Annotated in this window: 22 protein-coding genes; 12 read left to right on the forward strand and 10 right to left on the reverse strand. The window is 58.9% G+C overall.

Features of this window, described 5'->3' with window-relative positions; genetic code table 11:
* Positions 1-37: 37 nt before the first annotated feature.
* Together GTQ55_RS02070 and GTQ55_RS02075 are read right to left on the reverse strand one after the other, a co-directional pair.
* The gene (locus tag GTQ55_RS02070) at positions 38-1,183 is read right to left on the reverse strand and encodes a beta-ketoacyl-ACP synthase III (protein ID WP_202620655.1); all 1,146 of its coding nucleotides are present in this window, start codon (positions 1,181-1,183) and stop codon (positions 38-40) included.
* 198 nt (positions 1,184-1,381) lie between these two features.
* Positions 1,382-2,104 carry a ComF family protein gene (locus GTQ55_RS02075; RefSeq protein ID WP_161857237.1) on the reverse strand — a complete coding sequence of 241 codons (723 nt, stop codon included), beginning with the start codon at positions 2,102-2,104 and terminating at the stop codon, positions 1,382-1,384.
* Positions 2,105-2,314: 210 nt separating this feature from the next.
* Here GTQ55_RS02075 and bioB point away from each other — a divergent pair, with 210 nt between their 5' ends.
* The 3 genes from bioB to bioC are packed head-to-tail and all read left to right on the forward strand — an operon-like array spanning position 2,315 to position 6,203.
* Positions 2,315-3,382, forward strand: a complete 1,068-nt coding sequence (bioB, locus tag GTQ55_RS02080; RefSeq protein ID WP_161859959.1) for a biotin synthase BioB — start codon at positions 2,315-2,317, stop codon at positions 3,380-3,382.
* Between the two features lie 14 nt (positions 3,383-3,396).
* A complete protein-coding gene (gene bioF, locus GTQ55_RS02085) occupies positions 3,397-4,602 on the forward strand; it encodes an 8-amino-7-oxononanoate synthase (RefSeq protein ID WP_161857238.1) in 1,206 nt (401 codons plus the stop codon).
* On the forward strand, positions 4,599-6,203 hold the full coding sequence (gene bioC / locus GTQ55_RS02090) for a malonyl-ACP O-methyltransferase BioC (protein ID WP_237567778.1): 1,605 nt from the start codon (positions 4,599-4,601) through the stop codon (positions 6,201-6,203). The genes bioF and bioC overlap by 4 nt, the downstream gene beginning before the upstream one ends.
* Here the strand turns inward: bioC and GTQ55_RS02095 are convergent.
* Positions 6,200-6,988, reverse strand: coding sequence for a cyclase family protein (locus tag GTQ55_RS02095; protein ID WP_161857239.1), 789 nt, complete (start codon positions 6,986-6,988; stop codon positions 6,200-6,202). The two genes, bioC and GTQ55_RS02095, sit on opposite strands and share 4 nt — an antisense overlap.
* 69 nt (positions 6,989-7,057) lie before the next feature.
* Here GTQ55_RS02095 and GTQ55_RS17820 point away from each other — a divergent pair, with 69 nt between their 5' ends.
* Positions 7,058-7,204: a hypothetical protein gene (locus GTQ55_RS17820; RefSeq protein ID WP_237567779.1), complete on the forward strand. Its 147-nt coding sequence runs from the start codon at positions 7,058-7,060 to the stop codon at positions 7,202-7,204.
* A 142-nt stretch (positions 7,205-7,346) separates the two neighbouring features.
* Here the strand turns inward: GTQ55_RS17820 and GTQ55_RS02100 are convergent, their stop codons facing one another.
* The 6 genes from GTQ55_RS02100 to GTQ55_RS02125 all read right to left on the reverse strand — a co-directional run bounded on the left by GTQ55_RS02100 (position 7,347) and on the right by GTQ55_RS02125 (position 14,642).
* Positions 7,347-7,997 carry a DUF6515 family protein gene (locus GTQ55_RS02100; protein ID WP_161857240.1) on the reverse strand — a complete coding sequence of 217 codons (651 nt, stop codon included), beginning with the start codon at positions 7,995-7,997 and terminating at the stop codon, positions 7,347-7,349.
* A gap of 172 nt (positions 7,998-8,169) precedes the next feature.
* Positions 8,170-9,042 carry an agmatinase gene (gene speB / locus GTQ55_RS02105; protein ID WP_161857241.1) on the reverse strand — a complete coding sequence of 291 codons (873 nt, stop codon included), beginning with the start codon at positions 9,040-9,042 and terminating at the stop codon, positions 8,170-8,172.
* Between the two features lie 45 nt (positions 9,043-9,087).
* Positions 9,088-10,281: a carboxynorspermidine decarboxylase gene (nspC, locus tag GTQ55_RS02110; protein WP_161857242.1), complete on the reverse strand. Its 1,194-nt coding sequence runs from the start codon at positions 10,279-10,281 to the stop codon at positions 9,088-9,090.
* A gap of 69 nt (positions 10,282-10,350) precedes the next feature.
* Positions 10,351-11,544, reverse strand: coding sequence for a saccharopine dehydrogenase family protein (locus GTQ55_RS02115; RefSeq protein WP_161857243.1), 1,194 nt, complete (start codon positions 11,542-11,544; stop codon positions 10,351-10,353).
* A gap of 105 nt (positions 11,545-11,649) precedes the next feature.
* Positions 11,650-13,572, reverse strand: coding sequence for a biosynthetic arginine decarboxylase (gene speA / locus GTQ55_RS02120; protein WP_161857244.1), 1,923 nt, complete (start codon positions 13,570-13,572; stop codon positions 11,650-11,652).
* Between the two features lie 329 nt (positions 13,573-13,901).
* Positions 13,902-14,642 carry a DUF6515 family protein gene (locus GTQ55_RS02125; RefSeq protein ID WP_161857245.1) on the reverse strand — a complete coding sequence of 247 codons (741 nt, stop codon included), beginning with the start codon at positions 14,640-14,642 and terminating at the stop codon, positions 13,902-13,904.
* Between the two features lie 239 nt (positions 14,643-14,881).
* Here GTQ55_RS02125 and panC point away from each other — a divergent pair, with 239 nt between their 5' ends.
* From panC to GTQ55_RS02145, 4 genes are all read left to right on the forward strand, one after another.
* Positions 14,882-15,730: a pantoate--beta-alanine ligase gene (gene panC, locus GTQ55_RS02130; RefSeq protein ID WP_161857246.1), complete on the forward strand. Its 849-nt coding sequence runs from the start codon at positions 14,882-14,884 to the stop codon at positions 15,728-15,730.
* 16 nt (positions 15,731-15,746) lie between these two features.
* Entirely contained in the window at positions 15,747-16,136 is a 390-nt protein-coding gene (panD, locus tag GTQ55_RS02135) for an aspartate 1-decarboxylase (RefSeq protein WP_161857247.1), read from the forward strand.
* A gap of 325 nt (positions 16,137-16,461) precedes the next feature.
* Positions 16,462-18,342, forward strand: a complete 1,881-nt coding sequence (locus tag GTQ55_RS02140; protein WP_161857248.1) for a bifunctional acetyl-CoA hydrolase/transferase family protein/GNAT family N-acetyltransferase — start codon at positions 16,462-16,464, stop codon at positions 18,340-18,342.
* 2 nt (positions 18,343-18,344) lie between these two features.
* Positions 18,345-19,271, forward strand: coding sequence for a histone deacetylase family protein (locus GTQ55_RS02145; protein WP_161857249.1), 927 nt, complete (start codon positions 18,345-18,347; stop codon positions 19,269-19,271).
* Positions 19,272-19,335: 64 nt separating this feature from the next.
* Here GTQ55_RS02145 and GTQ55_RS02150 read toward each other — a convergent pair whose 3' ends face one another.
* Positions 19,336-19,689: a cupin domain-containing protein gene (locus tag GTQ55_RS02150; RefSeq protein WP_161857250.1), complete on the reverse strand. Its 354-nt coding sequence runs from the start codon at positions 19,687-19,689 to the stop codon at positions 19,336-19,338.
* Between the two features lie 295 nt (positions 19,690-19,984).
* On the opposite strand from GTQ55_RS02150, the gene acs reads away from it, so the two are divergent.
* The 4 genes from acs (at position 19,985) to GTQ55_RS02170 (ending at position 23,984) form a co-directional block, all read left to right on the forward strand.
* Positions 19,985-21,922 (forward strand): acetate--CoA ligase, encoded by a 1,938-nt coding sequence (gene acs / locus GTQ55_RS02155; RefSeq protein WP_161857251.1) that lies wholly within the window; start codon positions 19,985-19,987, stop codon positions 21,920-21,922.
* Positions 21,923-22,095: 173 nt separating this feature from the next.
* A complete protein-coding gene (locus GTQ55_RS02160; RefSeq protein WP_161857252.1) occupies positions 22,096-22,947 on the forward strand; it encodes a universal stress protein in 852 nt (283 codons plus the stop codon).
* Between the two features lie 152 nt (positions 22,948-23,099).
* Complete coding sequence (locus GTQ55_RS02165; protein WP_161857253.1) at positions 23,100-23,516, forward strand: hypothetical protein; 417 nt, start codon at positions 23,100-23,102, stop codon at positions 23,514-23,516.
* A gap of 93 nt (positions 23,517-23,609) precedes the next feature.
* A complete protein-coding gene (locus tag GTQ55_RS02170) occupies positions 23,610-23,984 on the forward strand; it encodes a VOC family protein (RefSeq protein ID WP_161857254.1) in 375 nt (124 codons plus the stop codon).
* Positions 23,985-24,149 lie beyond the last annotated feature (165 nt).

Consider the following 24,149-nt stretch of genomic DNA (forward strand, 5'->3'; position numbering starts at 1 on the left):
TACAGGGCCGCCCAACCGCAAAAGAAAAGGTGCCGGATCAGATGGCGACTTTTTCCAGCGCCAGGCTGCCGATCGAATAACCCGCCCCGAAGGAGCAGATCACGCCTTTGCTGCCCACTGCCAGATCATCGCTGTTCAGGTTGAACGCAATTACCGAGCCGGCACAGCCGGTGTTGGCGTATTGATCCAGCACGATCGGCGCGCGTTCCGGCGTGGCTTCATCCCCCATCAGTTTTTTCGCGATCAACTGGTTCATGTTGATGTTTGCCTGGTGCAGCCACCAGCGGTCGATGGCGTTGGGCTCAAAGCCAACTTCCCGCACCTGGCTTTCCAGGTGCGCAGCCGCCATCGGGCAGACTTCCTTGAATACCTTGCGGCCGTTCTGGCGGAACAGCTTGCCCTCACCGAACGGATCCACATCCGCGGCGCGGGAGGTGTAGCTGACGTTGGAGCGGATATTGTTGGAGAACACGGTTTTCGCCTTGGTGCCGAGAATTTCCCAGGCGGTGTCTGCGTTGCAGCTTTCCTTGCGTTCCACCACCGTGGCCACCGCCACATCGCCGAAAATAAAGTGGCTGTCGCGATCGGTGAAATCCACCTGCGGTGAGGCCAGCTCCGGATTGATCACCAGCACCGCTTTGGCGGAGCCGGAACTGATCGCATCCACGGCGCGCTGCAGGGCAAAGGTGGCGGAGGAGCAGGCCACTTCCATATCGAAGGCAAACCCGTCGATACCCAGCTCGCCCTGAATTTCGATAGCGATGGCGGGGTAGGCGCGCTGCAGGTAGGAGGCACCCACGATCACCGCGTCGATGTCTTCGGGCTTTTTGTTGGCTTTTTCCAGCGCCAGCTTCGCTGCCTTCAGGCCCATTTCCGCCTGCAGGCACAGTTCCTCGTCGGCGCGCTCGGGCAGGTAGGGACGCATGCGCTCGGGGTCGAGGATGCCCTCTTTGCTGATCACATAGCGGTTTTTGATGCCGGAGGCCTTCTCGATGAATTCCGCGGATGAATAGGGCTTGGCTTTCACCTGGCCGGATTCGATCGCATCGGCGTTTTCGCGGTTGAATTTTTCCGCGTGGGTGTTGAGGGCCTGCACCAGCTCTTCGTTGCTGATGGCGTCTGGCGGAGTCCACAGTCCGGTACCGCTGATCACGATCCCGCGGGGCATCTGGAAATCACTCATGTTCAATATCCCATCATCCTGTGCTGACCACCTGTCGAGGCGCGCGGCCGGGTCAGGTGGACTTCTTTTATAACGTTAGCAGCCGGTGGATTTTTGCGCAGCCGCTGAAAAGGGCGACTATTGTGCCGATAGGAGTCACGTTGGTCTATGTATCGGCACAGGAGTACCGCTTGGTCACGGAGGGGGATCGGCTGAGTGTCAGGGCGTTCTGGCCAGGGCGTAAGCGCTTACCCGGGTTGCGCCTGCCGTGCACAGGGCCTGTGCCGCAACCTCCAGCGTCGCGCCGGTAGTGATCACATCATCCACCAGGCCCACATGCAGCCCGGCTACTTTATCGGGCCGCGCGGTAAAGCTGTCGGCCAGGTTTTTCAGTCGCTCGCTGCGTCGCAGTTCCTGCTGGCTGCCGGTGGGGGTGACTTTGCGCAGTGCCCCGGTGTGTACGGGGATGTGCCACTGGCGGCCGAGCCGGTCCGCAATCAGTTGTGCCTGGTTGTAGCCGCGGGAAATTTGCTTGCGCCAGTGCAGGGGCACAGGGACCAGAATGTCCGGCCTGTGGGCCTCAGGCTGGAACCGGAGGGCGGCCAGCTCGGCCAGGGTGCGGCCGGCGGCGAGATCGCCCTGGTATTTGAAACGCTGGATCAGCTGCGCCACCGGATAGGCGTAGTACCAGCAGGCACGGCTGCGACATTGGGGTGGCGGTTTTTGCTGGCAGCGCGGGCATTGACGGTCGGCCGGGTTCGGCAGCGGTAGCGCACAGGTGGTGCAGGCGTGTTCCAGCGCGGGCAGCTCTGCCTCGCATGGGGCGCAGATGCCGGCGCGGATATGCTCGTCACTGCGGCACAGGATGCAGACCGCCAACCGGGCGTCGATGGTGCGGCCGATCGAGTGCTCCCACAGCCGCTCCAGCAGGCGCAATGTCATTTTTCTCTCCTTGCTGCGGATCCATCCTTCCGTGATGGGCGGTGACTGCCGGACTTGTAAACCAGATTCGGTTCTCTCGGTTGACAGCCAAGGGGCCACCGCTAAACTGGCAGGCCTGATGGAAACCCGGTTGTGAAACCGATCCCGACGCTGTGACCGATCCGTCCCGTCGCCCCGAGGAGAATAATTCCTGTGACTGCCAACCCGCAAATGTCCCAAGCCACTTCCGTTTACGGCGGCGTTCGCCACGACTGGACCCGCCAGCAGGTTCTGGACCTGTTCGCGTTGCCGTTCAATGACCTGCTGTTTACCGCACAGACGGTGCACCGCCAGCATTTTGACGCCAACCGGGTTCAGGTCAGCACCCTGTGTTCCATCAAGACCGGCGCCTGCCCGGAAGACTGCACCTACTGCCCGCAGAGCGCCCGCTACGATACCGGCCTCGAGCGGGAAAAGCTGATGAAGGTGGAAAAGGTGGTCGAAGAGGCCCGCGCCGCCAAGGCCGGTGGTGCCACCCGCTTTTGCATGGGCGCCGCCTGGCGCTCGCCAAAGAAAAAAGACATGCCCTACGTCACCCAGATGGTGAAGGAAGTGAAGGCGCTGGGCCTGGAAACCTGCATGACCCTCGGCATGCTGACCGACGAACAGGCCAAAGATCTGGCAGATGCCGGTCTGGACTACTACAACCACAACCTGGACACCTCGCCGGAGTACTACGGTGAAATCATCACCACCCGCACCTACGAAGACCGCCTGAAAACACTGGGCAATGTGCGCGCGGCGGGCATGAAGGTCTGCGCCGGCGGCATTATCGGTCTGGGTGAAGGGGAAAAGGATCGCGCTGGTCTGCTGATGCAGCTGGCCAACCTGCCGGACCACCCGGAGTCGGTGCCCATCAATATGCTGGTCAAGGTTGCCGGTACACCGCTGGCAGACAACGAAGACCTGGACCCGTTCGAATTTATTCGCTGCATCGCCGTGGCCCGTATCATGATGCCCAGGTCCCATGTGCGCCTTTCCGCCGGGCGCGAGTCCATGAACGACGAAATGCAGTCCCTGGCCTTCCTCGCCGGCGCCAACTCAATTTTTTACGGGGAAAAACTCCTCACTACCGGCAACCCGGAAGCCAACAAGGATATGCAGCTGTTCAATCGCCTCGGTATCAAGCCGGAGGAATTTCAGCAGCACGGCGATGAGGAAGCGGTGGAAGCCGATTTGGAAGCCCGCATCAGCGAGCAGCAGAACGACCCGTACTTCTACGACGCCGCCAAGGCGTAAGCGCAGTCGATGTTTTGACCCGTCTTCCGGAGTTCCTGCAAGCGCGCCTCGCCGAGCGCCGGGCGCAGCAGTTATACCGCAGCCATAAAACCCTCGCCGCCGCCCCCGGGCCGGTGGCGCTGGTGGATGGGCGCGAACTGGTTGCCTTCAGTAGTAACGACTACCTCGGTCTCGCCGCCCATCCGGAGGTTATTGCCGCCCAGCAGCGGGGTGCCGCGCTGGGCGCCGGTGCCACCGCGTCCCACCTGGTCAATGGCCACTTTGCGATTCACCAGCAACTGCAGGACAAAATTGCCGAGGTAACCGGCCGCGAAGCCGCACTGCTGTTCGGTAGCGGCTACATGGCCAATGTCGGCGTGATCAATGCGCTGGTTGGACGCGGCGATACCGTGGTGCAGGACAAGCTCAATCACGCCTCGCTGATTGACGGTGGCCGTCTCTCAGGTGCGCAGTACCTGCGTTTTATCCACAACGACCTGGATGCACTGGAAGTGCAGCTCAGGCGCGCACGGGAAAAGGGAACTGGCAACATCCTGCTGGCGGTGGACGGGGTCTACAGCATGGATGGCGATACCGCGCCGCTCGCGCAGATGGCGACACTTTGTGCGCGCTACGACGCCTGGCTGATGGTGGATGAGGCCCATGGTTTTGGTGCCATGGGCAGCGATTTATTTCCCCATGCCGGCAGCGTCGCCGCCGCCGGTCTGGATCAGGACAGCGCGCCCATCGTCATGGGAACCCTGGGCAAGGCCGCCGGCAACGCCGGTGCCTTTGTGGCGGGTTCAAAAGCATTGATTGATTACCTCACCCAGTTCGCCAGAACCTATATCTACACCACCGGCATGCCACCGGCGATAGCGGCCGGCTGCGTGCGCGCGCTGGAACTCATGCAGGAGCTGCCGTTGCAGCAGACCCTCGTTGCGCGCATTGCCTATTTTCGCCAGCGCGCGGCGGTGCTCGGTCTGCCGCTGGAGGCATCCGCCAGCGCAATCCAGCCGCTGGTGCTGGGCTGCGAAAAAACGGTATTGCGGGTATCCGAAGCGCTGCAGGCGTCTGGCTATCTCGTCGGTGCCATCCGTCCGCCGACGGTCCCGGCCGGCACCGCGCGTTTACGCATAACCCTGTCCGCGCTGCACAGCGAGGAGCAGATCGACGGCCTGCTAAATGCATTGAACTCGGCACTGCAGCGAGAGAAAAATGCCGCGGGAGAAGCGTCATGATCCCGGCGAGTGGTGAGAAAATGCGTGGTGAGATAAAAAGTATCGCCCTGCTGCACGGCTGGGGCGGTGACGCCCGCTGCTGGGCGCCGCTTGTGGAAGCGCTACATGGGGTACCCCAAAGCCTGCACTGTATTGACCTGCCCGGTTTTGGACGCGATGCCGAGCGGGACTGGCCGCAGACGGAACAGCTGCTGGCGGATCTGGATATGCAGCTGCCGGAAGACTGTCTGTTAGTGGGCTGGTCCCTCGGCGGCATGCTCGCGGTACAGCTGGCCGCACGCTCGCACAAGGTCCGCGCACTGGTCACCATTGCCGCCAACGCCAGTTTCACCGAGCGCGCCGACTGGCCGGGTATGCCGCAGCCCGTGTTTGAAAGTTTCTGCGCGGCGCAGCAGCAAGAGCCGGTAAAAAACTGGCAGCGCTTCTGTGGCCTGGAAGCTCGCGGTGACCGCGATATGCGCAGTCTGTTGAAAGTGCTCAAGCGCTGGCAGCCGGAGACCATCCCTGCAAGCTGGGGCGATGCGCTGGCCTGCCTTGGCAGCCTCGACAACCGCAGTATTCTCGCCAGCCTGGCTATTCCCTCTCTGCATATTTACGGTGCCGGTGATGCACTGGTGCCGCTGGCGGCGGCGGAAAAAATGCAGGCCCAGAATTACCCGGTAAATATCCTCCGGGATACCGGCCATTGCCCGCACCTCTCTCGCCCGGAACAAGTGGCGGCGCTGATTCGCTCAGTGCTGACGGACAGTAATTCTGAGTCCATGGCCCCGCCTCTGGATAAAGCCGCAGTCGCGCGGGCATTTGGCCGTGCGGCCGGCAGTTACGATGCCGCCGCCCATTTACAACGCGCGGTGTGCCGCGAACTGTTGGGGCGTGCGGAAAAAGACAGCTCGCCAAAGCGGATTTTGGATCTCGGCAGCGGCACCGGCTACGGTAGCGAATTGTTGCGCCGGCGCTTCCCGGATGCGGAAATCGTCGCCCTCGATATCGCCCCGGCGATGCTGGCGTATGCACGCAGCCATCGACCGGTGGCGGATGCGTATATCGCCGCGGATGCGGAGCAGTTGCCGTTGGCCGATGGGTCCATCGACCTGGTGTTTTCCAGCTTTGCCCTGCAGTGGTGTTACCGCCTGCCGCAACTGTTCGCAGAAATCCGCCGTATTATGGCGCCGGGTGCCCGCGCGCTGGTTTCCACGCTGATACCGGGAACCCTTGGCGAACTGGAAGACAGTTGGGCGGCGGTGGATAAGGCGGTACATGTGAACCGGTTCCTGCCCGCGGAAGCCTGGCAGCGGGCCTGCACGGCCAATGCGCTGGATTGTACGCCGGGTACCGAGCAGCGGGTGTTGCATTTCGATAGCGTGAAGACGCTGATGCGGGAACTGAAAAGTATCGGCGCCCACAACGTCAATCACGCCGCGGGCAAGGGACTGTTGAGCCGCGAGCGCCTGCGCCGGCTGATAGCCGCCTATGAACAAAAGCGCACCGAAGCCGGTTTGCCGGCGACCTACCAGGTGCTGTATCTCGACCTCGAAAACCGCGCGTCCGCTGCATCCGCTATGGCGCTGGAGACCCCTTCTGGCCAGTGTGAAAGCGGTTAGTCCGGGACCAGGGCCACAACCCGGGTTGGCCCGCCGCTCCCTCCGCGAATCTTCATCGGCAGGGCAATCACGGTAAAACCCTTGTCCGGTAATGCGCCCAGGTTGGCGACATTTTCCAGCGCCGGGACATTGTGCTCGAACAGGATGCGGTGGGTTTTGAACAGCTGCGACCCGCCAAAATCGATACTCGGGGTGTCCAGTCCCACGGCCTTGATGCCGCGTTTTTCCGCCAGATAAAGGGCCGCATCTGGACCCAGCCCGGGGAAGTTCAGTTTTTCCACCGCGGCCTCACCGCGCTCGGCGGTCCCCATGTATTTCACCGGGTCCGGCCAGAAGCGCGCGCTACCGGTATCGAGCAGCACGATGCTGTTCTCCGGCACGGTCCCGTGTTTTTCTTCCCAGCGCTGGATATCCGCAACGGAAATCTTGTAATTGCGGTCCTTGCCAATGCGGTCCGCTACCCGGATCACCACCCCCTGACCGATCAACTGTTCCAGCGGAATCTTGTCCACAGACAGTTTGTTGCGGGCAAAGTGTACCGGTGCGTCCACATGGGTACCGCCGTGTTCGGCGGCTGCCAGATTGTAGGCGGAATAGTAATAGCCCTTGTCGGTTTCGCCGGCAAACACCGTGGACTTGGCAAATTTATCCGCGGTCGGCCAGTAAATTGTGTCTTCGGCAAAGTCATGGGAAAGGTCTACCCAGCGCCCCTCCGGCAGCGCGCCCGCCAATAGACTGGCGGGCAGGCAAGCGAATAGAAACAGAATGCAACGCCCTTGGCCCATAACAAACTCCTTGTTTACTCTGTGCGGCTCTCGCGATCCCATGCCGAGCCCGACAGGGAAACCTGATCCTTGAAAGCCTATACCAAAGCGCTACCACTGCCAGCGGATCGCGCGCGGGCACTGGTGCTGGCGCGCCAGCATGTCCATGCCCCTGGACCGATGGGGTGGCCAGGACGCGGAGGTGCCGGGACCGGTTTGATGGGGTTGTGGACCTGAAAGCGGACCGTGCGGAGGGCGCCTTGCGGGTCAAGGCTCTGCACTGGAGGGAAACAGCCAGCAGCGGATTGCTGGCGGGCTTTGACAAAGCGCTCGGCGACCCTGTCCGCTTTCACGGGCTGGGCGCCGAAGCGGCATAATCTCAGATCTGGACCACCACGTAGACTTCGCGGCCATCGCGCTGGGTGGGCATGAAGTAGTGTTCGCCGTAGCGGTAGTACTGCACGCCGTTGACCACTTCCGCGGTGTAGCCTGCCGGCAGGTTGTCCAAGACCTGGCCGGGGTTATAGGCGCTGGCGACAGGACCGCCAGTGGTAGTCACCGTGGTGGTTGTGGTGGTCGTGACACCGGCCGGGGCAGGCACCACCACATAGCGATTCACTTGCGGCTGCCACTGATAGTAGGCGCCGCCGTACTGGTAGTAGCTGAAGCCACCGATCTGAACCTGCACTGCGCTGCTCGGCAATGTCAGCACGGATGCGCCCAGCGGCGCCGAAACCACCACGTAGCCTGAGGGGGCCGGGCGGTAGAAATAACCGCCGCCGTAGTAATAGGGGCGTCCACCCACAGCCATATTGATGAAGCCACCCGGCAGCACGGGCACGGTAAAGCCGATGCCAATTCGCGGTCCGCGGCGGTAACGCGGGCCCCAGTAGTCGCGTCCGTGACCATAGCCGTGGCCATGGTGGTGGCCACGGTGCCCGCTGTGGGCGTCCGCCGGCGCGGCAAAGGCGAATGACAGCAGCGTTGCCAGTCCTGCACCGAAAACTAAAAATTTGACTGCGTTCTTCATTAAATCTCCCGCGAAGCGAGTGCTTACTATTGTGCAAATAATAAACGTATCCGGGCGGCCGCGCTACATCTGACAGGAGCCTGACCGTTAAGAATTGTCACTTAGCCGTGGCGGGAGCGGGTGACCCGGCAGCCAACTACTGGCGCATGTTGGTGATGCCGGGCTCCCGGGGTCATTTGCGGTTGCGCTGAACAATCCCCATCAGTTTGTACAGCAGCTGCGCAGCGCCGAACTCGTAGGCGTGGAAACCTTCGATGGGGGCAAATTCGAGCAGGTCGAAGCCGATGATCTCCCGCTGTTTCGCGACCGATTCGAACAGGTTCAGCGTCTGGTACCAGCCGAGTCCGCCTGGTACCGGGGTGCCGGTGGATGGGAAGACTGATGGGTCCATGCCGTCGATATCCAGGGTAAAGAACACCTGGCGGGGGAAGTCGTCCGGCAACTGGATAGACTGCACCTGGTTGGGCACCAGCTGGTGGGCGTCCATGTAGCGCACGTTGTACTCCCTGCGCGCGTCCATTTCCTCCTCGCAGTAGGCGCGGATACCCAACTGATAAAGCGGCACCCCGGCCTCACACACCAGCCGCATGACACTGGCGTGGCTGTGCCGCTGGCCCTCGTAGCGATCGCGCAGGTCGGCGTGGGCATCGATCTGTACCACCCCGAAGTCGGTGTATCCGGCGTCCAGGTAACCTTTGATGATGCCCCAGGTGACCGAGTGTTCGCCGCCGATACCCACAGGCATTTTGCCGAGGGTGAGAATCTCGCGGGTGGCGTTGGCGATGTTCTCCATGACCTGCTCGGCCGGGCCGCTGACGTCGACGGCGTCCCGGGTGTAAATACCAAGGTCGCAGGGTGAGGAGAAGTTATCGAAAGTCTCCAGCTGATGGGACGCTTCAATAATTGATGCCGGCCCTTTGCCGGTGCCGCCGCCATAGGAGACGGTCTCCTCATAGGGGATCGGCAGGATATGGAACAGCGCGTCTTCGGGCTTGGGTTGCTCGATTTCGGAGCCCAGAAAAATATTGGGGTCTTCTTGGTGCATGGGACTTCTTTAAACCTTTGGTGGTGGCAGAGCACCGGATCAAGCTCAGGACAGGCGACCTTTAAAGTCTTCGTATCCGAATGTTTTTACAATTTTCAGTTCATCAGTATCGGAATTCCACAGTGCGATCGAAGGCAGTGGAATGCCGTTGAATGTATTGGTCTTGACCATGGTGTAGTAGGCCATTTCCTCGAACACGATGCGGTCGCCGATATGCAGTGGTTCGGCGAAACTGTACTCGCCGATTCTGTCACCGGCCAGGCAACTCTGCCCGCCTAACTGGTAGCTGTGCGGCAGTTCTTCCGGCAGCGAAGCGCCGGTGATTTCCGGGCGGTAGGGCATCTCGATCACATCCGGCATATGGCAGGTGGCGGAGACATCGAGAATGGCCTGGTTGCTGCCATTCCAGGTCAGGTCCACAACCTCGCCCACCAGTACACCACAGAACAGTGCCACCGCCTCACCCGGCTCCAGGTACACCTGTACGCCGTGTTTCTCGGAAAATGCCTTTACCGCGGCAACCAGCTCGTCCACCTGGTAGTCACAGCGCGTGATGTGGTGGCCGCCGCCGAAATTGATCCACTGCATCTGCGGGATCAGGTCGCCGAACTTTTCTTCCACCGCCTTGATCGTGCGCTCCAGGGGTTTGAAGTCCTGCTCACACAGGGTGTGGAAGTGCAGGCCGCTGATGCCAGTCAGGTCTTCTCCGTCAAACAGCGAGCGTACGATGCCCAGACGTGAACACGGGGCGCAGGGATCGTAAATCGGTGTGTGACCCTCGGAGTGCTCGGGGTTGATACGCAGGCCGAACTGCAGCTCGGGTCGTTGCTTTTGCGCCTCCAGGCACAGCTCGCGGTAGCGCTTCCACTGGGAAAAGGAATTGAAAATCACGTGGTGGGCAAACCCCAGGATTTCTTTCAGCTCCGCTTCCTTGTAGCCGGCACTGAATACATGTACCTCTTTGCCCTGATCCTTGCCGCCGTACTCCTCAAAGCCCAGCTTTGCCTCATTGATACCACTGGCACAGGTTCCGGAAAGGTACTCGGCGACGATAGGCCCGATGCTGAACATGGAGAACGCTTTCAGTGCGGCAAGCACTTTTGCGCCGCTGCGTTTCTGCACATCGGCGAGTACTTCCAGATTGTCGCGCAGGGCAATTTCATCCACCACAAAACAGGGCGTGGGGACGCGGGTCGGGTCGAATTCACCGAAGTAGTCTTTGCGGGGAGTCAGATCCATGGTGTTGTATAGGGGCCTCTTGAAAAATCCCGGGCATTTTGGCCCGGGATTTTCTGCACATAAATAAAGTTATACGAACGGTTTGTCGAGCCAGGTTTCCTGCCAGGGCAGGCCGTACTTGTTCAGGTCTTCCATGAAGGGGTCCGGATCCAGCTGCTCCATATTCCATACGCCCGGCTTCATCCACTTGCCTTCCATCATCATCTTGGCACCGATCATGGCCGGTACACCGGTGGTGTAGGAAATCGCCTGGGACTGAACCTCTTTATAGGCTTCCTGGTGATCGCAGATGTTGTAGACGTAGTAGATCTTGTCTTCACCGCCTTTCACACCCTTGATGATGTTGCCAATACAGGTTTTGCCCTTGGTCAGCGGGCCAAGACTTGCAGGATCCGGCAACAGTGCTTTCAGGAACTGTATCGGTACAATTTGCTGCCCCTGGAATTCAATCGGCTCGATACTGGTCATGCCCACGTTCTGCAGTACCTCGAGGTGTTTGAGGTAGCTGGCTCCAAACGTCATCCAGAAGCGTGCGCGCTCGATTTCCGGGAAGTGCTTGGATAGAGATTCCAGCTCCTCATGGTACAGCAGGTACAGGTCTTTCTCGCCGATACCTTCCGGGAAGTCGAATACCCGCTTTTCTTCCATGGGCTTGGTGGTGACCCACTTGCCATCTTCCCAGTAGCGGCCGTTCGCGGTGATTTCGCGGATGTTGATTTCCGGGTTGAAGTTGGTGGCAAACGGCAGGCCGTGGTCGCCGGCGTTACAGTCGAGAATGTCCAGGGTCTTGATGCGGTCGAAGTGATGCTTCTTGGCATAGGCAGTAAATACACTGGTAACGCCCGGATCAAAGCCACTGCCGAGCAGTGCCATCAAACCCGCTTTTTCAAATTTTTCCTGGTAGGCCCACTGCCACTTGTATTCGAACTTGGCCTCTTCCGGCGGTTCGTAGTTGGCGGTATCCAGGTAATGCACGCCGGTCTCCAGGCACGCGTCCATGATATGCAGGTCCTGGTAGGGCAACGCCACATTAATCACCATGTCCGGTTTGACCTTCTCGATCAGCGCGACCATTTCACTGACGTTATCGGCGTCCACTTCCGCGGTGTCGATCTTGCGCGACAGCATATCGGCGATCTTGTCACATTTGGATTTGGTGCGGCTGGCGAGGGTGATGTTCTCGAAGACTTCCTCTACTTGTGCACACTTGTGTGCAACCACCTGACCGACGCCACCGGCGCCTACTATCAACACATTGGCCATCTATGTATCTCCTTATTCTTGGGTGTTTCTTAACACGCAAAATTTTTAGTGCCCGGAGCTATGCCGCCACCTGTCCAGCGATAGAGCCTACCGCCGGGTCCTGATCTATTTCTCGAAGTAGGTATATCCGCTCATGCTTGCAGTGTACGTGTGCAAAATATCCTTACGCTGTTGCGCGGTAATCCGCTTTTCCTTTACTGCCCGCTCAGCCAGCTTGCGGAAACGCTCGAAAAGGTCCTGCGGTGAATACTCCACGTAGCTCAGCACATCGGCAATGCTGTCGCCGTGAATCTCGCGGCTGTAATCCACCTGGCCGTCGTCGTCGATACGCACACTCACCACGTTCGTATCACCAAACAGGTTGTGCAGGTCACCCAGAGTTTCCTGATACGCACCAACCAGGAAAGTTCCGAGAATATACTCTTCGCCATCCTTCAGAGGGTGCAGCGGCAGCGTCTTGCGCACATCCTGTCGGTCGATAAAACGGTCGATCTTGCCGTCGCAATCGCAGGTGATATCCGCGATTATCGCCGAGCGGGTCGGCGCCTCATCCAGGCGGTGAACCGGCACCAGCGGGAACAGTTGATCGATCGCCCAGATATCCGGCAGCGACTGGAACACGCTCACATTCGCGTAATAAATATCGGACAGAACCTCCGGCAATGCCTGCAGGTCCACCGGCACCTGGTCCACCTCATTCAGGAGTTTGCGAATACGCTGCGCGCACTGCAAAAACAGGTTCTCCGCCAGTGCACGATCGCGCAGGCTCACCTGGCCGTGCAGGTAGAGCGCGCGGATTTCATCCCGATAGTAGAGGCCATCGTTGTAGCTCTCCTGCAGGTTTTTGGGCGTCACACTTTGCAGCGCATCCTGCAGGTTCTTCAACATCGGGTGTGTGTCCTCGCCGATGCTGTCTTCCTCCAGCTCGATGGGCTCGAAACTGGTGGTGTCCAGAATGTTGAACAGCAATACCGATGAATAGGCTACCGTGGCACGGCCCGACTCGGTGATGATCACCGGGTGCTCCACGCCCTCGCTGTCCAGCGTGCCCATAATGGCTTCCACCACGTCGACACAGTATTCATCCAGCGAATAGTTCTTGGAGTGGGTGTAGTTGGTCTTGGAACCATCGTAGTCCACCGCCAGGCCACCACCGAGGTCGAGGTAACCCATGGCCGCGCCTTCCTCTACCAGGTCGGCATAGTAGCGGCAGGCCTCCAGCACGCCCGTGCGGATGTCGCGAATGTTCGGTACCTGCGAGCCCAGGTGGTAGTGCAGCAGCTTCAGGCAGTGCAACATGTTCTGGTCGCGCAGTTTATCGACCATCGCAATCAGGTCGTTACTGCCGAGGCCAAAAATACTGCGGTCGCCACTGGTGGCGTTCCAGTAGCCACCCACCTTGCTCGCCAGTTTTATCCGCACACCAATATTCGGCTCCACCTGTTCGCGCTGGGCGCAGTGGATGATGGTGTCCACTTCCGAGGGTGTCTCCACCACGAAGAATACCTGCACGCCAAGGCGCTGCGCCTGCAGGCCGAGGTTGATGAACTCCTCGTCCTTGTAGCCGTTACAGACGATCAGCGCGTCGGTGTTGTCGAGGATCGACAGCGCCGCAATCAGTTCCGCTTTGCTGCCAGCCTCCAGCCCATGTCCAAACTGGCGTCCGGCACGGGCGATTTCCTCGATCACCTGGCATTGCTGGTTCACCTTGATGGGAAAAACACCGCGGAACACGTTGTTGTAACCACTGCTCTCGATGGCGCTGCGGAATGAATTGTTGATCCGCCCGATCTGGGCATCGAGCAGGTTTTCAAAGCGCACCAGCAACGGCATGCCCAGACCGCGTTCGGTGGCGCCGTGGGCGATATCCAGCAGTGAAACGGCATGCAGTTCACCGGCGTCGTTTTTCACTTCAACCGTGATCTCGCCAGACTGATTCAAATTGAAATAGCCGGCGCCCCAGTTGCGGATGCCGTAAAGCTCTGCGGAGTCCTCGCAGGTCCAGTTTTCGATCTGTTCTTGTTTCATGGCGCCTCGTTATTGGTTGAGGAACGGTCGGTTTTCAGGGGCGCGAATCTTGGGGCCAGAGTTTGTGGAAAGCAATAACTATAGAAAAGAAAAATAGCCTTTTTTTAATGCTTAAAATTAAATTTTTGTTCGGTTTTTTAGCCGGCTCGTATATATAAACATTGATGGCGCATCAATTGCCACAATAGGCAGGTTAACAGAAATAAATTAGCAGAAATAAAAAAGGCGACTCCGTGGAGTCGCCGAGGGGCAATAACCGAATTTTAATTCGGTTGTTGGGGTTGGGAGATACGTTGGTTACGTTGAGCGATTGGGCCCGCCGCCTGGCTTCAGAAGAAGCCGGGGTTGGAGACAACCAGGTAGCCGCGGCGGTGGTGATCCCAGCGGTAGTAGGTGTCGTAAGCGACGTAGTAGTTCAGGCCGTTGAAGCTCACGCTCATCGCGGTCCCGGGCAAGCTGTGTACAAAGGCGCCGATAGGGGCCTGGGCAACCACGTAGCCGGCACCATAGGGACGGTAGAAAATTCCGTCACTGAAATAGTAGCCCAGGCCGCCAAATGTCAGGCTGATATAGCGCTTGGGCAGGCGGCTCCAGCGGTAGCCGTAACCGTAGTGCGCCGGGCGCCAGCGATGCTTGTGCGGACGGTGGTGTGGACGATGGGGGCGGTAGTGGCCCGGGTGGCGATCACCATGCCCGCCGCCGTGTCCGTGGTTCTTCCCGTGCTTCCTGTCGTGGCGGTTTTTGTCGTAACGACGGTCGTAGCCCACGTACTTGAGGTACTTGTGGTCGTCCCGGCGCTTGTCGCGACGCTGCTCCCGGTCGTTGCGGTACTGGCGGCGCTCTTCGCGGACGTGCTCACGGTCTTTGCGGTCATCAAGGGCTTCCCGGCGCCTGCTCTCAATATCCCGCACCTTGGTGTGGTGATCGCGCTGTTTGCGGTTGTCGCGCTGTTGCTGCACGAACTTACGGCTGTGATCATTCCGGTGGTGGCGGTCGTCCCGGTCCGCCAGTGCCGGACCGGTAACCAGCAGCAGGCTGGCGGTGGTGAGGGCTGTGATCAGTGTCTTCATGGTCGTTCTCCGCGGCCACCGGGGTGACCTTTCAGGGCCCCTGTTTCGGGCTTTCTGTGAATATGGGAGCCAGTTTGCCCTGAGTACACTGAATCTTTCCTGAACCAGATCGATGATATTGTTAACCCGGTCGCGAAAACCGAACCTGACCACGGTTTTTGGTCGGGTCACGGTATTTGTTCCGACCGGCGCCGGGAGGTAATATGCCGCGCGTGTAAACCTCTGGCGGAACCCCGGCAATGCAAGTCTTTCACCATGTGGCCAGCCTGCGCAAAGCGCTGGCAGAGGCCCGCCGCGATGGCAAGACCATCGGTTTCGTGCCCACCATGGGCAACCTCCACGCCGCGCATATCGAGCTGGTCAACCTGGCCCGGCAGCAGTGCGACGTGGTGGTGGTATCCATCTTCGTCAACCGGCTGCAATTCGGCCTGAACGAAGACTGGGACACCTATCCCCGCACCATGCAGGAAGACATGGCGAAGCTCCGCGCCGCGGACTGCGACTTCCTGTTCCATCCGGAAGAGGCGGAAATCTACCCGAACGGGATGGACCAGCAGACCAGGGTGATCTGCCCGGCGATGACCGATGTGCTGTGCGGCGCCAGCCGCCCCGGGCACTTCGAGGGGGTTACCACCGTCGTCGCCAAGCTGTTCAATATCGTGCAGCCGGACAAGGCCGTGTTCGGCATCAAGGATTTCCAGCAGCTGGCGGTCATCCGCCGCATGGTTGAGGACCTGTGTATCCCGGTGGAGATCGTGGCTGCTCCGGTACATCGTGAGGATGACGGCCTGGCGATGAGCTCGCGCAACGGATATCTGACTGAAGAGGAGCGCCCGAAGGTGGCGGTGCTGAACCAGTCCCTGAACTGGGCGCGTAGCGAGATCGAGAACGGTCGCCGGGATTTCGCGGCACTGGAGGACGAAGCCAGGATGCGTATAGAGACTGCAGGTTTCAAGGTGGATTATTTCTCCATCTGCAACAGCAAGGATCTGCAGCCGGCGGCCCATGATGACCGCGAGATTACGCTGCTGGGCGCCATGTACACCAGCGGTGCCCGCCTGATCGACAATGTTTCCTTGAGTATGTGACGGCAGGAGTCTGTTTATGCAAATCGAGATGCTGAAAGGCAAGCTGCATATGGCGGCGGTCACCCAGGCGGAGCTCTGGTATGACGGCTCCTGTGCGATCGATGAGGATCTGGTGGAGCTCGCTGGACTGCGCGAGTTCGAGAAGATCGATATCTACAATGTTTCCAATGGTGAGCGTTTTCACACCTATGTGATTCTTGCCGAGCGGGGCTCGGGGATTATCTCCATGAACGGGGCTGCAGCCCGTCGGGTGCAGGTTGGCGATCGCATCATCATTGCGGCCTATGCACAGTTGTCGGAGTCCGAAGCGGATTCCTTCAAGCCGAAGCTGGTTTATCTGGATGAGAAAAACCGGGTAGAGCGGAGTACTAATACCATTCCTGTGCAGATGTCTGAGCCTGCCTGAGTCGTACTTTTGCGGTTCCGTTTTTAGCGGGTTCGGTGGCGGCAGAGCGCCGGGGATTGTAGCTTTGTACTTAGTTAGCCTTGTTAAAACAGAGCACTGAACCTGACGTTAAGGCTGGGTGCCGGGTGCGGGTTTTCAGGAGCGTCGGCGACAGGGACGTCGCCGACGCAGCGTACATGGATGTATTCACAGCGGTCCTGAAAACCCGCACCCGGTGCCCGGCCGTCACCGAGCTACCTTAGACGGAACCACGAACCGAACTTGTGACCCGAAAGCCACCCGCCTACCATAAGCCCAAAACCAAGGTAGGAATCCTCCCAACCCAATGTCATCCCTGGCAAACCCCAAAACCAATGAACCCATTAATTGGGATCAATTGCTGAAAAGCGGCTGCCGCATTTTCCTCGGTTCTCACGCCGCGGTTCCCAATGAGTTGATGGCGGATCTGGTGGCGAACAGTCGCGGCCTCAATGATATTGAGGTGACGCACGTATTTACCCTGTCCGACAATTTCTGGGCCGAGCGCAAATACGCCGAGCTGTTTACCGTCAACGCCCTGTACATTGGTGGCACCGCGGTGCGCAATGCAGTGGCCGAAGGCCGCGCGGATTACACGCCCACGTTCCTCTCCGAAGTGCCAAAACTGTTCAGCGATCACGTGCTGCCACTGGATGCCGCATTGATTATGGTCAGTCCGCCGGATGAGCTGGGCTACTGCTCACTCGGCGTGAGTGTGGATGTAGTTTCCTCTGCGGTGAAAAATGCCACCACCGTGATTGCCCAGATTAACCCGAGTATGCCCCGTACCAACGGCCATACCTTTATCCACCGCGACCAGATCCACGCCTGGATGACTGCCGAAGCGCCCATACCCGAGTCGCCGCCACCGGAAATGGATCAGGCAGTAGAGCAGATCGGGCAGTATGTTTCCCTGTTGGTGGAAAACGGCTCCACCCTGCAGATCGGTATGGGCAAAGTCCACGATGCAGTATTGCGCTACCTGGGGAACCACAAGGACCTGGGCGTACATTCCGAAATGATGTCCGACGGCATCGCCCGCCTGATGAAAAGCGGGGTGATCAACAACCGCAAGAAAACCTTCCACAGAAACAAGACCATCACCAGCTACTGTATGGGTTCAAAGATGCTGTACGACTTTGTCGACGGCAATCCCCATGTGGAGCTATACCCCGCAGAGCATGTCAGCTCGCCGGTAAAGATCGCCCGCAATGACAAGATGGTGGCCATCAACAGTGCCATCGAAGTCGACCTGACCGGCCAGGTGGTTTCCGATTCCATTGGCCGACTGCTTTACAGTGGCATCGGTGGCCAGGTGGACTTTATTCGCGGTGCGGCTTTGAGCAAGGGCGGCAAGCCGATCATCGCGCTGCCATCCACCGCAAAGGATAAAGATGGCAAACTGATTTCCCGTATTGTCGCCTCGCTTACTCCCGGTAGCGGCGTGGTCACCTCGCGCGCGCATGTGCATTACGTCGTCACTGAATACGGTATCGCCTCCCTGCGTGGAAAGAGTGTACGTGAACGGACGCTGGAAATGATCCGCATCGCCCATCCGGACTTTCGGCGTGAACTGTTGGAAAAAGTACGCGAGTTTTACTGGGTGCCGGAATATCAGGAGCAGGCTCCCACCTCGGTCCCAGAACTTGGGGCGGTGGAGCAGAAGCGCTACACCTTTGGCGGTATCGAGTATACATTGCGCCCCCTGCGTCCCGCCGACGAGCGCAGGCTGCAAGAATTTTTCTATACGCACAACAAAGAAACCCTGATGATGCGTTACAACCACCATGTGACGCAGATGTCGCGGGAGAAATCCTGCAGCCTGGTGAGTGTCGATCAGCGCCGTGACCTGGCGCTGTGTTTTATCGATAACGACGGTGGGCGCGAAGTCATTCAGGGCGTCGGGCGTTACTATTTTTACGAGGCGAGCAACAGCTGTGAAGTGGCCTTCGTAATCAAGGAAAGCCGCCGGGGAAAAGGGATCGCCACCACCCTGCTGAAAGAAATGGAAGCCATCGCACAGGCGCGCGGGATAGAAAAGATGTTTGCCTGCGTACGCCGCGACAACAAACCCATGCTGGCAATTTTTGAAAACAATGGATTTACCGCGGAGCCCGGTGATTCAATGGATGAGCTGCACCTGGTGCTGGATCTCCAAAGCCCCAATTCTGCCAAGGAAAAGGACTGAACATGCCCACTGTCGGATTTTTTACCAGCCCCGCCTGCGGCCTGCACGAAATGGGCGAAGAGCATCCGGAATGCCCGGCACGCTTGGATGCCATCCAGGACCAGCTGCTCAGCAGCGGCATGGAATACGTGCTGCGCTTTTTCGATGCCCCGAAGGCCACGCGTGAACAGCTCGAGCGGGTGCACACACCCGAACATGTGGAGTCTATTTTTGCCCGCGCCCCGTCCGAGGGTGTTGAAGTGCTAGACGAAGACACCCGCATGAATCCCCACACACTCGACGCCGCGCTGCATGCCGCCGGTGCCGCGGTGGAGGCTGTGGATAAGGTCATCGCCGGCGAAATCGGTAGCGCCTTCTGCTCGGTGCGTCCCCCGGGCCATCACGCGGAACGGGACAAGGCCATGGGCTTTTGCCTGTTCAACAACATCGCCATTGCCGCCGCCCACGCCCGCGAACAGCACGGCCTTGAACGGGTCGCGATCCTCGACTTCGATGTCCACCACGGCAATGGCACCGAGGATTTTGTCGCCGGCCGTGAGGGCTACCTGTTGTGCTCCAGCTTTCAGTCACCCTATTACCCATTTTCCGGCACTGGCGAGTTGCCAGATAACGTCATCAACACCCCGCTGGAAGCGGGTGCCGAAGGCGTCGCGTTGAGGGAACTGGTGGAAAACCAGTGGCTGCCCGCCCTGCGGGACTTCCAGCCACAGATGCTGTTTATCTCCGCCGGCTTTGATGGGCATATTGAAGACGCCATGGCCCAGCTGCGCTTTCGCGAAGAGGACTACCAGTGGGTAACGGAAAAGCTGCGGGACTTCGCAGATAAACACTGTGATGGGCGGATTGTATCCGCGCTGGAAGGTGGCTACGCACTGTCTGCGCTGGGGCGCAGTGTGGTGGCACACCTGAAGGGGTTACTCGGTAACTGAAGCCTCCGCTACCCGGTGCCATGACGGCACCGGGTAAGCAACAGGTCATCGCCGGTGTCCGGGATCACTCCTCGTAAATCGCGTAAAACTTCTTCACCGAGCCGATTGTTTCCCAGGTGCCTTCAAATCCCGCCGGAATGCAGAACGCATCCCCCGCAGATACCTTTTCCGCGGTGCCATCGGCATCGGTGACAATCGCCTCACCCTCGATGATGTAGCAGAACTCGTCCTCACTGTAAGTAAGTGTCCACTTGCCTGAATCGGAAGACCAGATGCCGCAAAAGAAATTCTTCTTCGCATTGGTAAAGAAGTGTTCCGTCAGCTGCTGCGGCATACCTGCGAGCACCTTCTCCTTTGCCACCGGCCCCGCTTCCCGCTCTCCGTCACCCTCACGAACGCGCAACAACTTCACCGACATAAATTCACCCCTAAAATGTGATCACTTTTATGGGTATTGTGCATCGCCCAGACAAAAATGGCACGGGATTCCAGCCGCAGAGTGGGAATCCGTAAAGAGGGCAGGCTAAGATGGTACGACAGGACGCGTGACAGCGTTGTCATTTGGCGACTGCCAGTGGTATAACTTATCGGGATAAATGCCCCGGTTACTCCGGAGGCGCCAGTGCCAAGAAGCGCACGGCGATGGTCAGGCGCCGCAGAGCCCGCCCACGGGAAGGCGCAGCAGCCCGATAATTCTAATAAGGGAGAAAACAATGTCTGAAGTGCACACCTACCCGGTGCCGGAAAAATTTGCCGCTAATACCCTCGTCCGCAACGAGGACTATGAGCGCATGTACCGCCAGTCGGTGGAAGACCCTCAAGCATTCTGGTCCCAGCAGGCCAATGACTTCCTGCAGTGGAGCAAGCCATTCACCAAGGTGATGGAGGAAGATCTCAAAAAAGGCCACGCGGCCTGGTTCGCCGACGGTGAACTCAATGTCTCGGTCAATTGTATCGACCGCCATCTGCCCGCTCGCGCCAGTCAGACCGCCTTTATCTGGGAGGGCGATGACCCCGCCGACAGTAAAACCATTACCTACGGTGAGCTGCATGAGCAGGTGTGCCGCCTCGGCAACTTGCTGAAAGAGCGCGGTGTTAAAAAGGGAGATCGGGTATGTATCTATATGCCGATGATTCCCGAAGCCGCCTATGCCATGCTCGCTTGTAGCCGCATCGGTGCCGTGCACTCTGTGGTTTTCGGCGGCTTTTCTCCCGACTCGCTAAAAGACCGGATTCTCGATTCCGACTGCCGCCTGGTGATCACCGCCGACGAAGGCGTGCGCGGTGGGCGCAAAGTGCCGCTGAAAGCCAATGTGGACAAGGCGCTCGCCAGCTGCCCCAACGTGCACACTGCCATCGTGGTGAAGCGTACCGGCGCCAATATCGATTGGGATAGCAAGCGCGACATCTGGTACGCCGAATCTGTTGCCGAGCAGGCCACTGACTGTGAACCGGAAGCGATGAACGCGGAAGACCCGCTGTTTATCCTGTATACCTCGGGTTCCACCGGCAAACCAAAAGGGGTTCTGCATACCACGGCAGGCTACCTGTTGATGTCCACCATGACCTTCAAATACGCCTTCGACTACAAGGAAGGCGATGTGTTCTGGTGTACTGCGGATGTGGGCTGGATTACCGGCCACAGCTACATCGTGTACGGCCCGCTGGCCGCCGGTGCCATCTCGCTGATGTTCGAAGGTGTGCCCACTTATCCCGACGCCTCCCGCTGCTGGCAGGTGGTGGAAAAGCACAAGGTGAATACCTTCTACACCGCGCCTACCGCGATCCGCGCATTGATGGGTGCCGGCGACGACTTCGTCACCAAATGCGATCGCAGTTCCCTGAAGCTGCTGGGTACCGTGGGTGAGCCGATCAACCCGGAAGCCTGGGAGTGGTACTACGATGTGGTGGGCGACAAGCGCTGCCCGATTGTGGACACCTGGTGGCAGACCGAAACCGGCGCCCACCTGATCACCCCGCTGCCCGGCGCCACAATGCTCAAGCCCGGCTCCGCCACACGTCCGTTCTTCGGTGTTCAGCCGGCACTGCTGGATGACAAGGGGCATGAAATTGATGGCGAAGGCGAGGGCGCACTGGTGATGAAGGCCAGCTGGCCGAGCATGATCCGCAGCGTCTATGGTGATCATCAGCGGATGATCGATACCTATTTCTCCACCTTCCCGGGCTATTACTTTACCGGTGACGGTGCTCGCCGCGACGCCGATGGTTACTACTGGATTACCGGGCGTATCGATGACGTACTGAACGTATCCGGCCACCGCCTGGGCACAGCGGAAATCGAGAGTGCTATCGTGTTGCACGAGGACACCGCCGAGGCCGCTGTGGTTGGATATCCGCACGATATCAAGGGCCAGGGTATTTACTGCTATGTGACCCTGAAGAATGGTCGCGAGCCGTCTGAGGAATTGCGCAAGGAGCTGATCGACCTGTGTGTGCAGGAAATCGGCCCCATCGCCAAGCCCGACATCATCCAGTGGGCTCCGGGCCTGCCTAAAACCCGCTCCGGTAAAATCATGCGCCGTATTCTGCGCAAGATTGCCAGCAATGAGCTGGACACCCTGGGGGATACTTCCACGCTCGCCGACCCTTCTGTGGTCGAAGATCTGGTGGATCGTCGGGCTAACAAGTAACGGCGGTCTATGCCACCGGGTGCCGTCGATGGTGCCCGGTGGCAACCAAAAAATCCCCCATATCCTTCCTGACACAATCCACTCTCTTGATCAGGCGCAAAGACAAAACCCGGTTCTGGTGATTTAATTGCCTCAAAGGCATTGAATCAGATCCCAGCAGCACCGGAGGCCGCATGCAGAGTATTCTCGTCATCCTCGATAAGCCCAAACACGAACAGATCGCCCTGCAGCGGGCACTCGAGCTGGCGGACAAAACGGGAGCGAAACTGCATCTTGTAAGTTTCGTGTACGAGCCCGTGGTAGCCATCCCGCTGCTGTCCGGCTCGATTCTGAACGTCAGCGATCAGATACAAAAAGAGCGGAGGCAGTGGCTGCAGGAACTGCAAAGTGAATACACACTCCCGCAGGGTTCATCTGCAGAAGTCGTCTGGCACCATGACATTCCCTCTTGGACGCTGGCATACCTCGACGCGAACCAGTGCGACCTTGTGGTGAAGACCGCCCAGAAACAGTTTGGCCGCGGTGGCTTTGGTTCCATTGACTGGCGCCTGATCGAACACCTTCCCACACCATTGTGGCTTGCCGTCAGCACCCACTGGATCAAGCGCGACCGTATAGTGGCGGCACTGGATCCTGCGGTAGAAAATAAACTGCACGTCGAGCTGAACCAGCGCGCCCTCAAACTTGGGGAGCGCTTCAGCCATGAACTGAACGCGGACCTGGAGGCAGTTGCCTGTGTGCCGGCGTCGGATGAAATCAAAGACCTGGAAAAATTTCGCGAGCAGGCTGGTGCATTGTTGCAAGCGGTGGACAAAGTGATCGCCGACAGTGGCGTGACCTGCAAGAAAACCCACTTCGTTACCGGCAAACCCGCCGCTGAAGTCAATCGTGTGGTGGATCGCAATAAGGCGCGCATGATTCTGGTGGGACGCGGTGTGCGCAAGGGACCGAAAGGTTTTCTGCTGGGAAATACCGCCGAGCGAATTCTGGGGCGTGCCAACACCGATATATTGGTTGTTCCCTGAGTAAGGGCTCAATGTTATGGGTGCTTCCGAGCATAAAAATAATTGTGAGAGATAATAGTGCAGTGGGGTTGCGGGATACTTCCGGCTCCACTCGCGCATTGTCAAACAGAAGCCGTGCCCGGGTGCGTCGCGGTTGTTAAAGGATTCCTGAAGTGAACGAACAGCAGTACCTGTGTGAGCACTATCGCTTTAATGCAGAGCAGCGCCTCAAGGCATTCAATTTTTTTGTGGTGCTTTCGATGTTTGCCGATGGTGGTGTGTTCACCGCCGTGGAGAAGGGATTCCACCCGTTGATACTGGTCCTGCTGGGCGGGTTCGTGGTGATTGTTTCCTGTGTGTTCTGGGTAATGGATTTGCGTAGCCGCGAACTGCTGAATCTGGCGGTGCCCGGCTTGCGTGCTATTGAGCAGGACCTGCCGGAAGAGGCACGGGTATTCAGCCGGGACCTGCGCACCCAGCACCGGTTTATCCGGTATACGTTCGCCATTCGCGCCCTTATTCTGGGGCAGTTTCTCTGCGGCAGTGCCGTGGTTACCTACGGTACGCTCTCCGCTTTCGGAGTTCTCTGAGTCACCTTCCCGCCGGCCCCTCCATCGCCCCGCCTTCTATACTGAATTCGCGTTAACCGGAATCAGAATTGGCAGTGCAACGGAGATGAATACATGCTGGATCATATTAGCCTGATGGTACACGACTACCAGCGCAGCAAGATGTTTTACCAGTTGGCGCTGGCGCCGCTGGGCTACGAGCTGGTTTCGGAAATGGCCGGTTGGGCGGGCTTTGGCTGGGGTGGTAAACCCCAATTACTGATCAAGGGCGGCTCCAGCACCACTCCGGCGGTACATATCGCCTTCAGCGCCGAAGACCGGGAAACGGTACAGGCGTTCCATGATGCGGCTATGGAGGCCGGCGGGAAAGATAACGGCGCCCCAGGTTTGCGCCCGGAGTATCACGAACATTATTACGCAGCCTATGTGCTGGACCCGGACGGAAACAATATCGAAGTGGTATGCCATATCCCCGCAGATGCTTTCTAGGCTGAGAGCGACTTCAAGTATTTCCCACGAGCTGCGTCAATTGACCCGAGAATGACTCTTCCTGTCCTTGCAGAGTCGCCGGCCTCGATTACCGTGATAGTTTGACCGGGCGTCCCCCTGGCATATCTATATCTGCCCGCGCGGGATAACACATAAAGAAACCGA

The organism is Microbulbifer hydrolyticus, assembly GCF_009931115.1.
GTDB lineage: Bacteria > Pseudomonadota > Gammaproteobacteria > Pseudomonadales > Cellvibrionaceae > Microbulbifer > Microbulbifer hydrolyticus.

Bases quoted from the DNA above. Each gene is read 5' to 3' on its own strand.
- GTQ55_RS02070 (WP_202620655.1), bottom strand. From the start codon at position 1,183: ATGAGTGATTTCCAGATGCCCCGCGGGATCGTGATCAGCGGTACCGGA.
- GTQ55_RS02075 (WP_161857237.1), bottom strand. From the start codon at position 2,104: ATGACATTGCGCCTGCTGGAGCGGCTGTGGGAGCACTCGATCGGCCGC.
- bioB (WP_161859959.1), top strand. From the start codon at position 2,315: ATGTCCCAAGCCACTTCCGTTTACGGCGGCGTTCGCCACGACTGGACC.
- bioC (WP_237567778.1), top strand. From the start codon at position 4,599: ATGATCCCGGCGAGTGGTGAGAAAATGCGTGGTGAGATAAAAAGTATC.
- GTQ55_RS02095 (WP_161857239.1), bottom strand. From the start codon at position 6,988: ATGGGCCAAGGGCGTTGCATTCTGTTTCTATTCGCTTGCCTGCCCGCC.
- GTQ55_RS02100 (WP_161857240.1), bottom strand. From the start codon at position 7,997: ATGAAGAACGCAGTCAAATTTTTAGTTTTCGGTGCAGGACTGGCAACG.
- speB (WP_161857241.1), bottom strand. From the start codon at position 9,042: ATGCACCAAGAAGACCCCAATATTTTTCTGGGCTCCGAAATCGAGCAA.
- nspC (WP_161857242.1), bottom strand. From the start codon at position 10,281: ATGGATCTGACTCCCCGCAAAGACTACTTCGGTGAATTCGACCCGACC.
- GTQ55_RS02115 (WP_161857243.1), bottom strand. From the start codon at position 11,544: ATGGCCAATGTGTTGATAGTAGGCGCCGGTGGCGTCGGTCAGGTGGTT.
- speA (WP_161857244.1), bottom strand. From the start codon at position 13,572: ATGAAACAAGAACAGATCGAAAACTGGACCTGCGAGGACTCCGCAGAG.
- GTQ55_RS02125 (WP_161857245.1), bottom strand. From the start codon at position 14,642: ATGAAGACACTGATCACAGCCCTCACCACCGCCAGCCTGCTGCTGGTT.
- panC (WP_161857246.1), top strand. From the start codon at position 14,882: ATGCAAGTCTTTCACCATGTGGCCAGCCTGCGCAAAGCGCTGGCAGAG.
- panD (WP_161857247.1), top strand. From the start codon at position 15,747: ATGCAAATCGAGATGCTGAAAGGCAAGCTGCATATGGCGGCGGTCACC.
- GTQ55_RS02140 (WP_161857248.1), top strand. From the start codon at position 16,462: ATGTCATCCCTGGCAAACCCCAAAACCAATGAACCCATTAATTGGGAT.
- GTQ55_RS02145 (WP_161857249.1), top strand. From the start codon at position 18,345: ATGCCCACTGTCGGATTTTTTACCAGCCCCGCCTGCGGCCTGCACGAA.
- GTQ55_RS02150 (WP_161857250.1), bottom strand. From the start codon at position 19,689: ATGTCGGTGAAGTTGTTGCGCGTTCGTGAGGGTGACGGAGAGCGGGAA.
- acs (WP_161857251.1), top strand. From the start codon at position 19,985: ATGTCTGAAGTGCACACCTACCCGGTGCCGGAAAAATTTGCCGCTAAT.
- GTQ55_RS02160 (WP_161857252.1), top strand. From the start codon at position 22,096: ATGCAGAGTATTCTCGTCATCCTCGATAAGCCCAAACACGAACAGATC.
- GTQ55_RS02170 (WP_161857254.1), top strand. From the start codon at position 23,610: ATGCTGGATCATATTAGCCTGATGGTACACGACTACCAGCGCAGCAAG.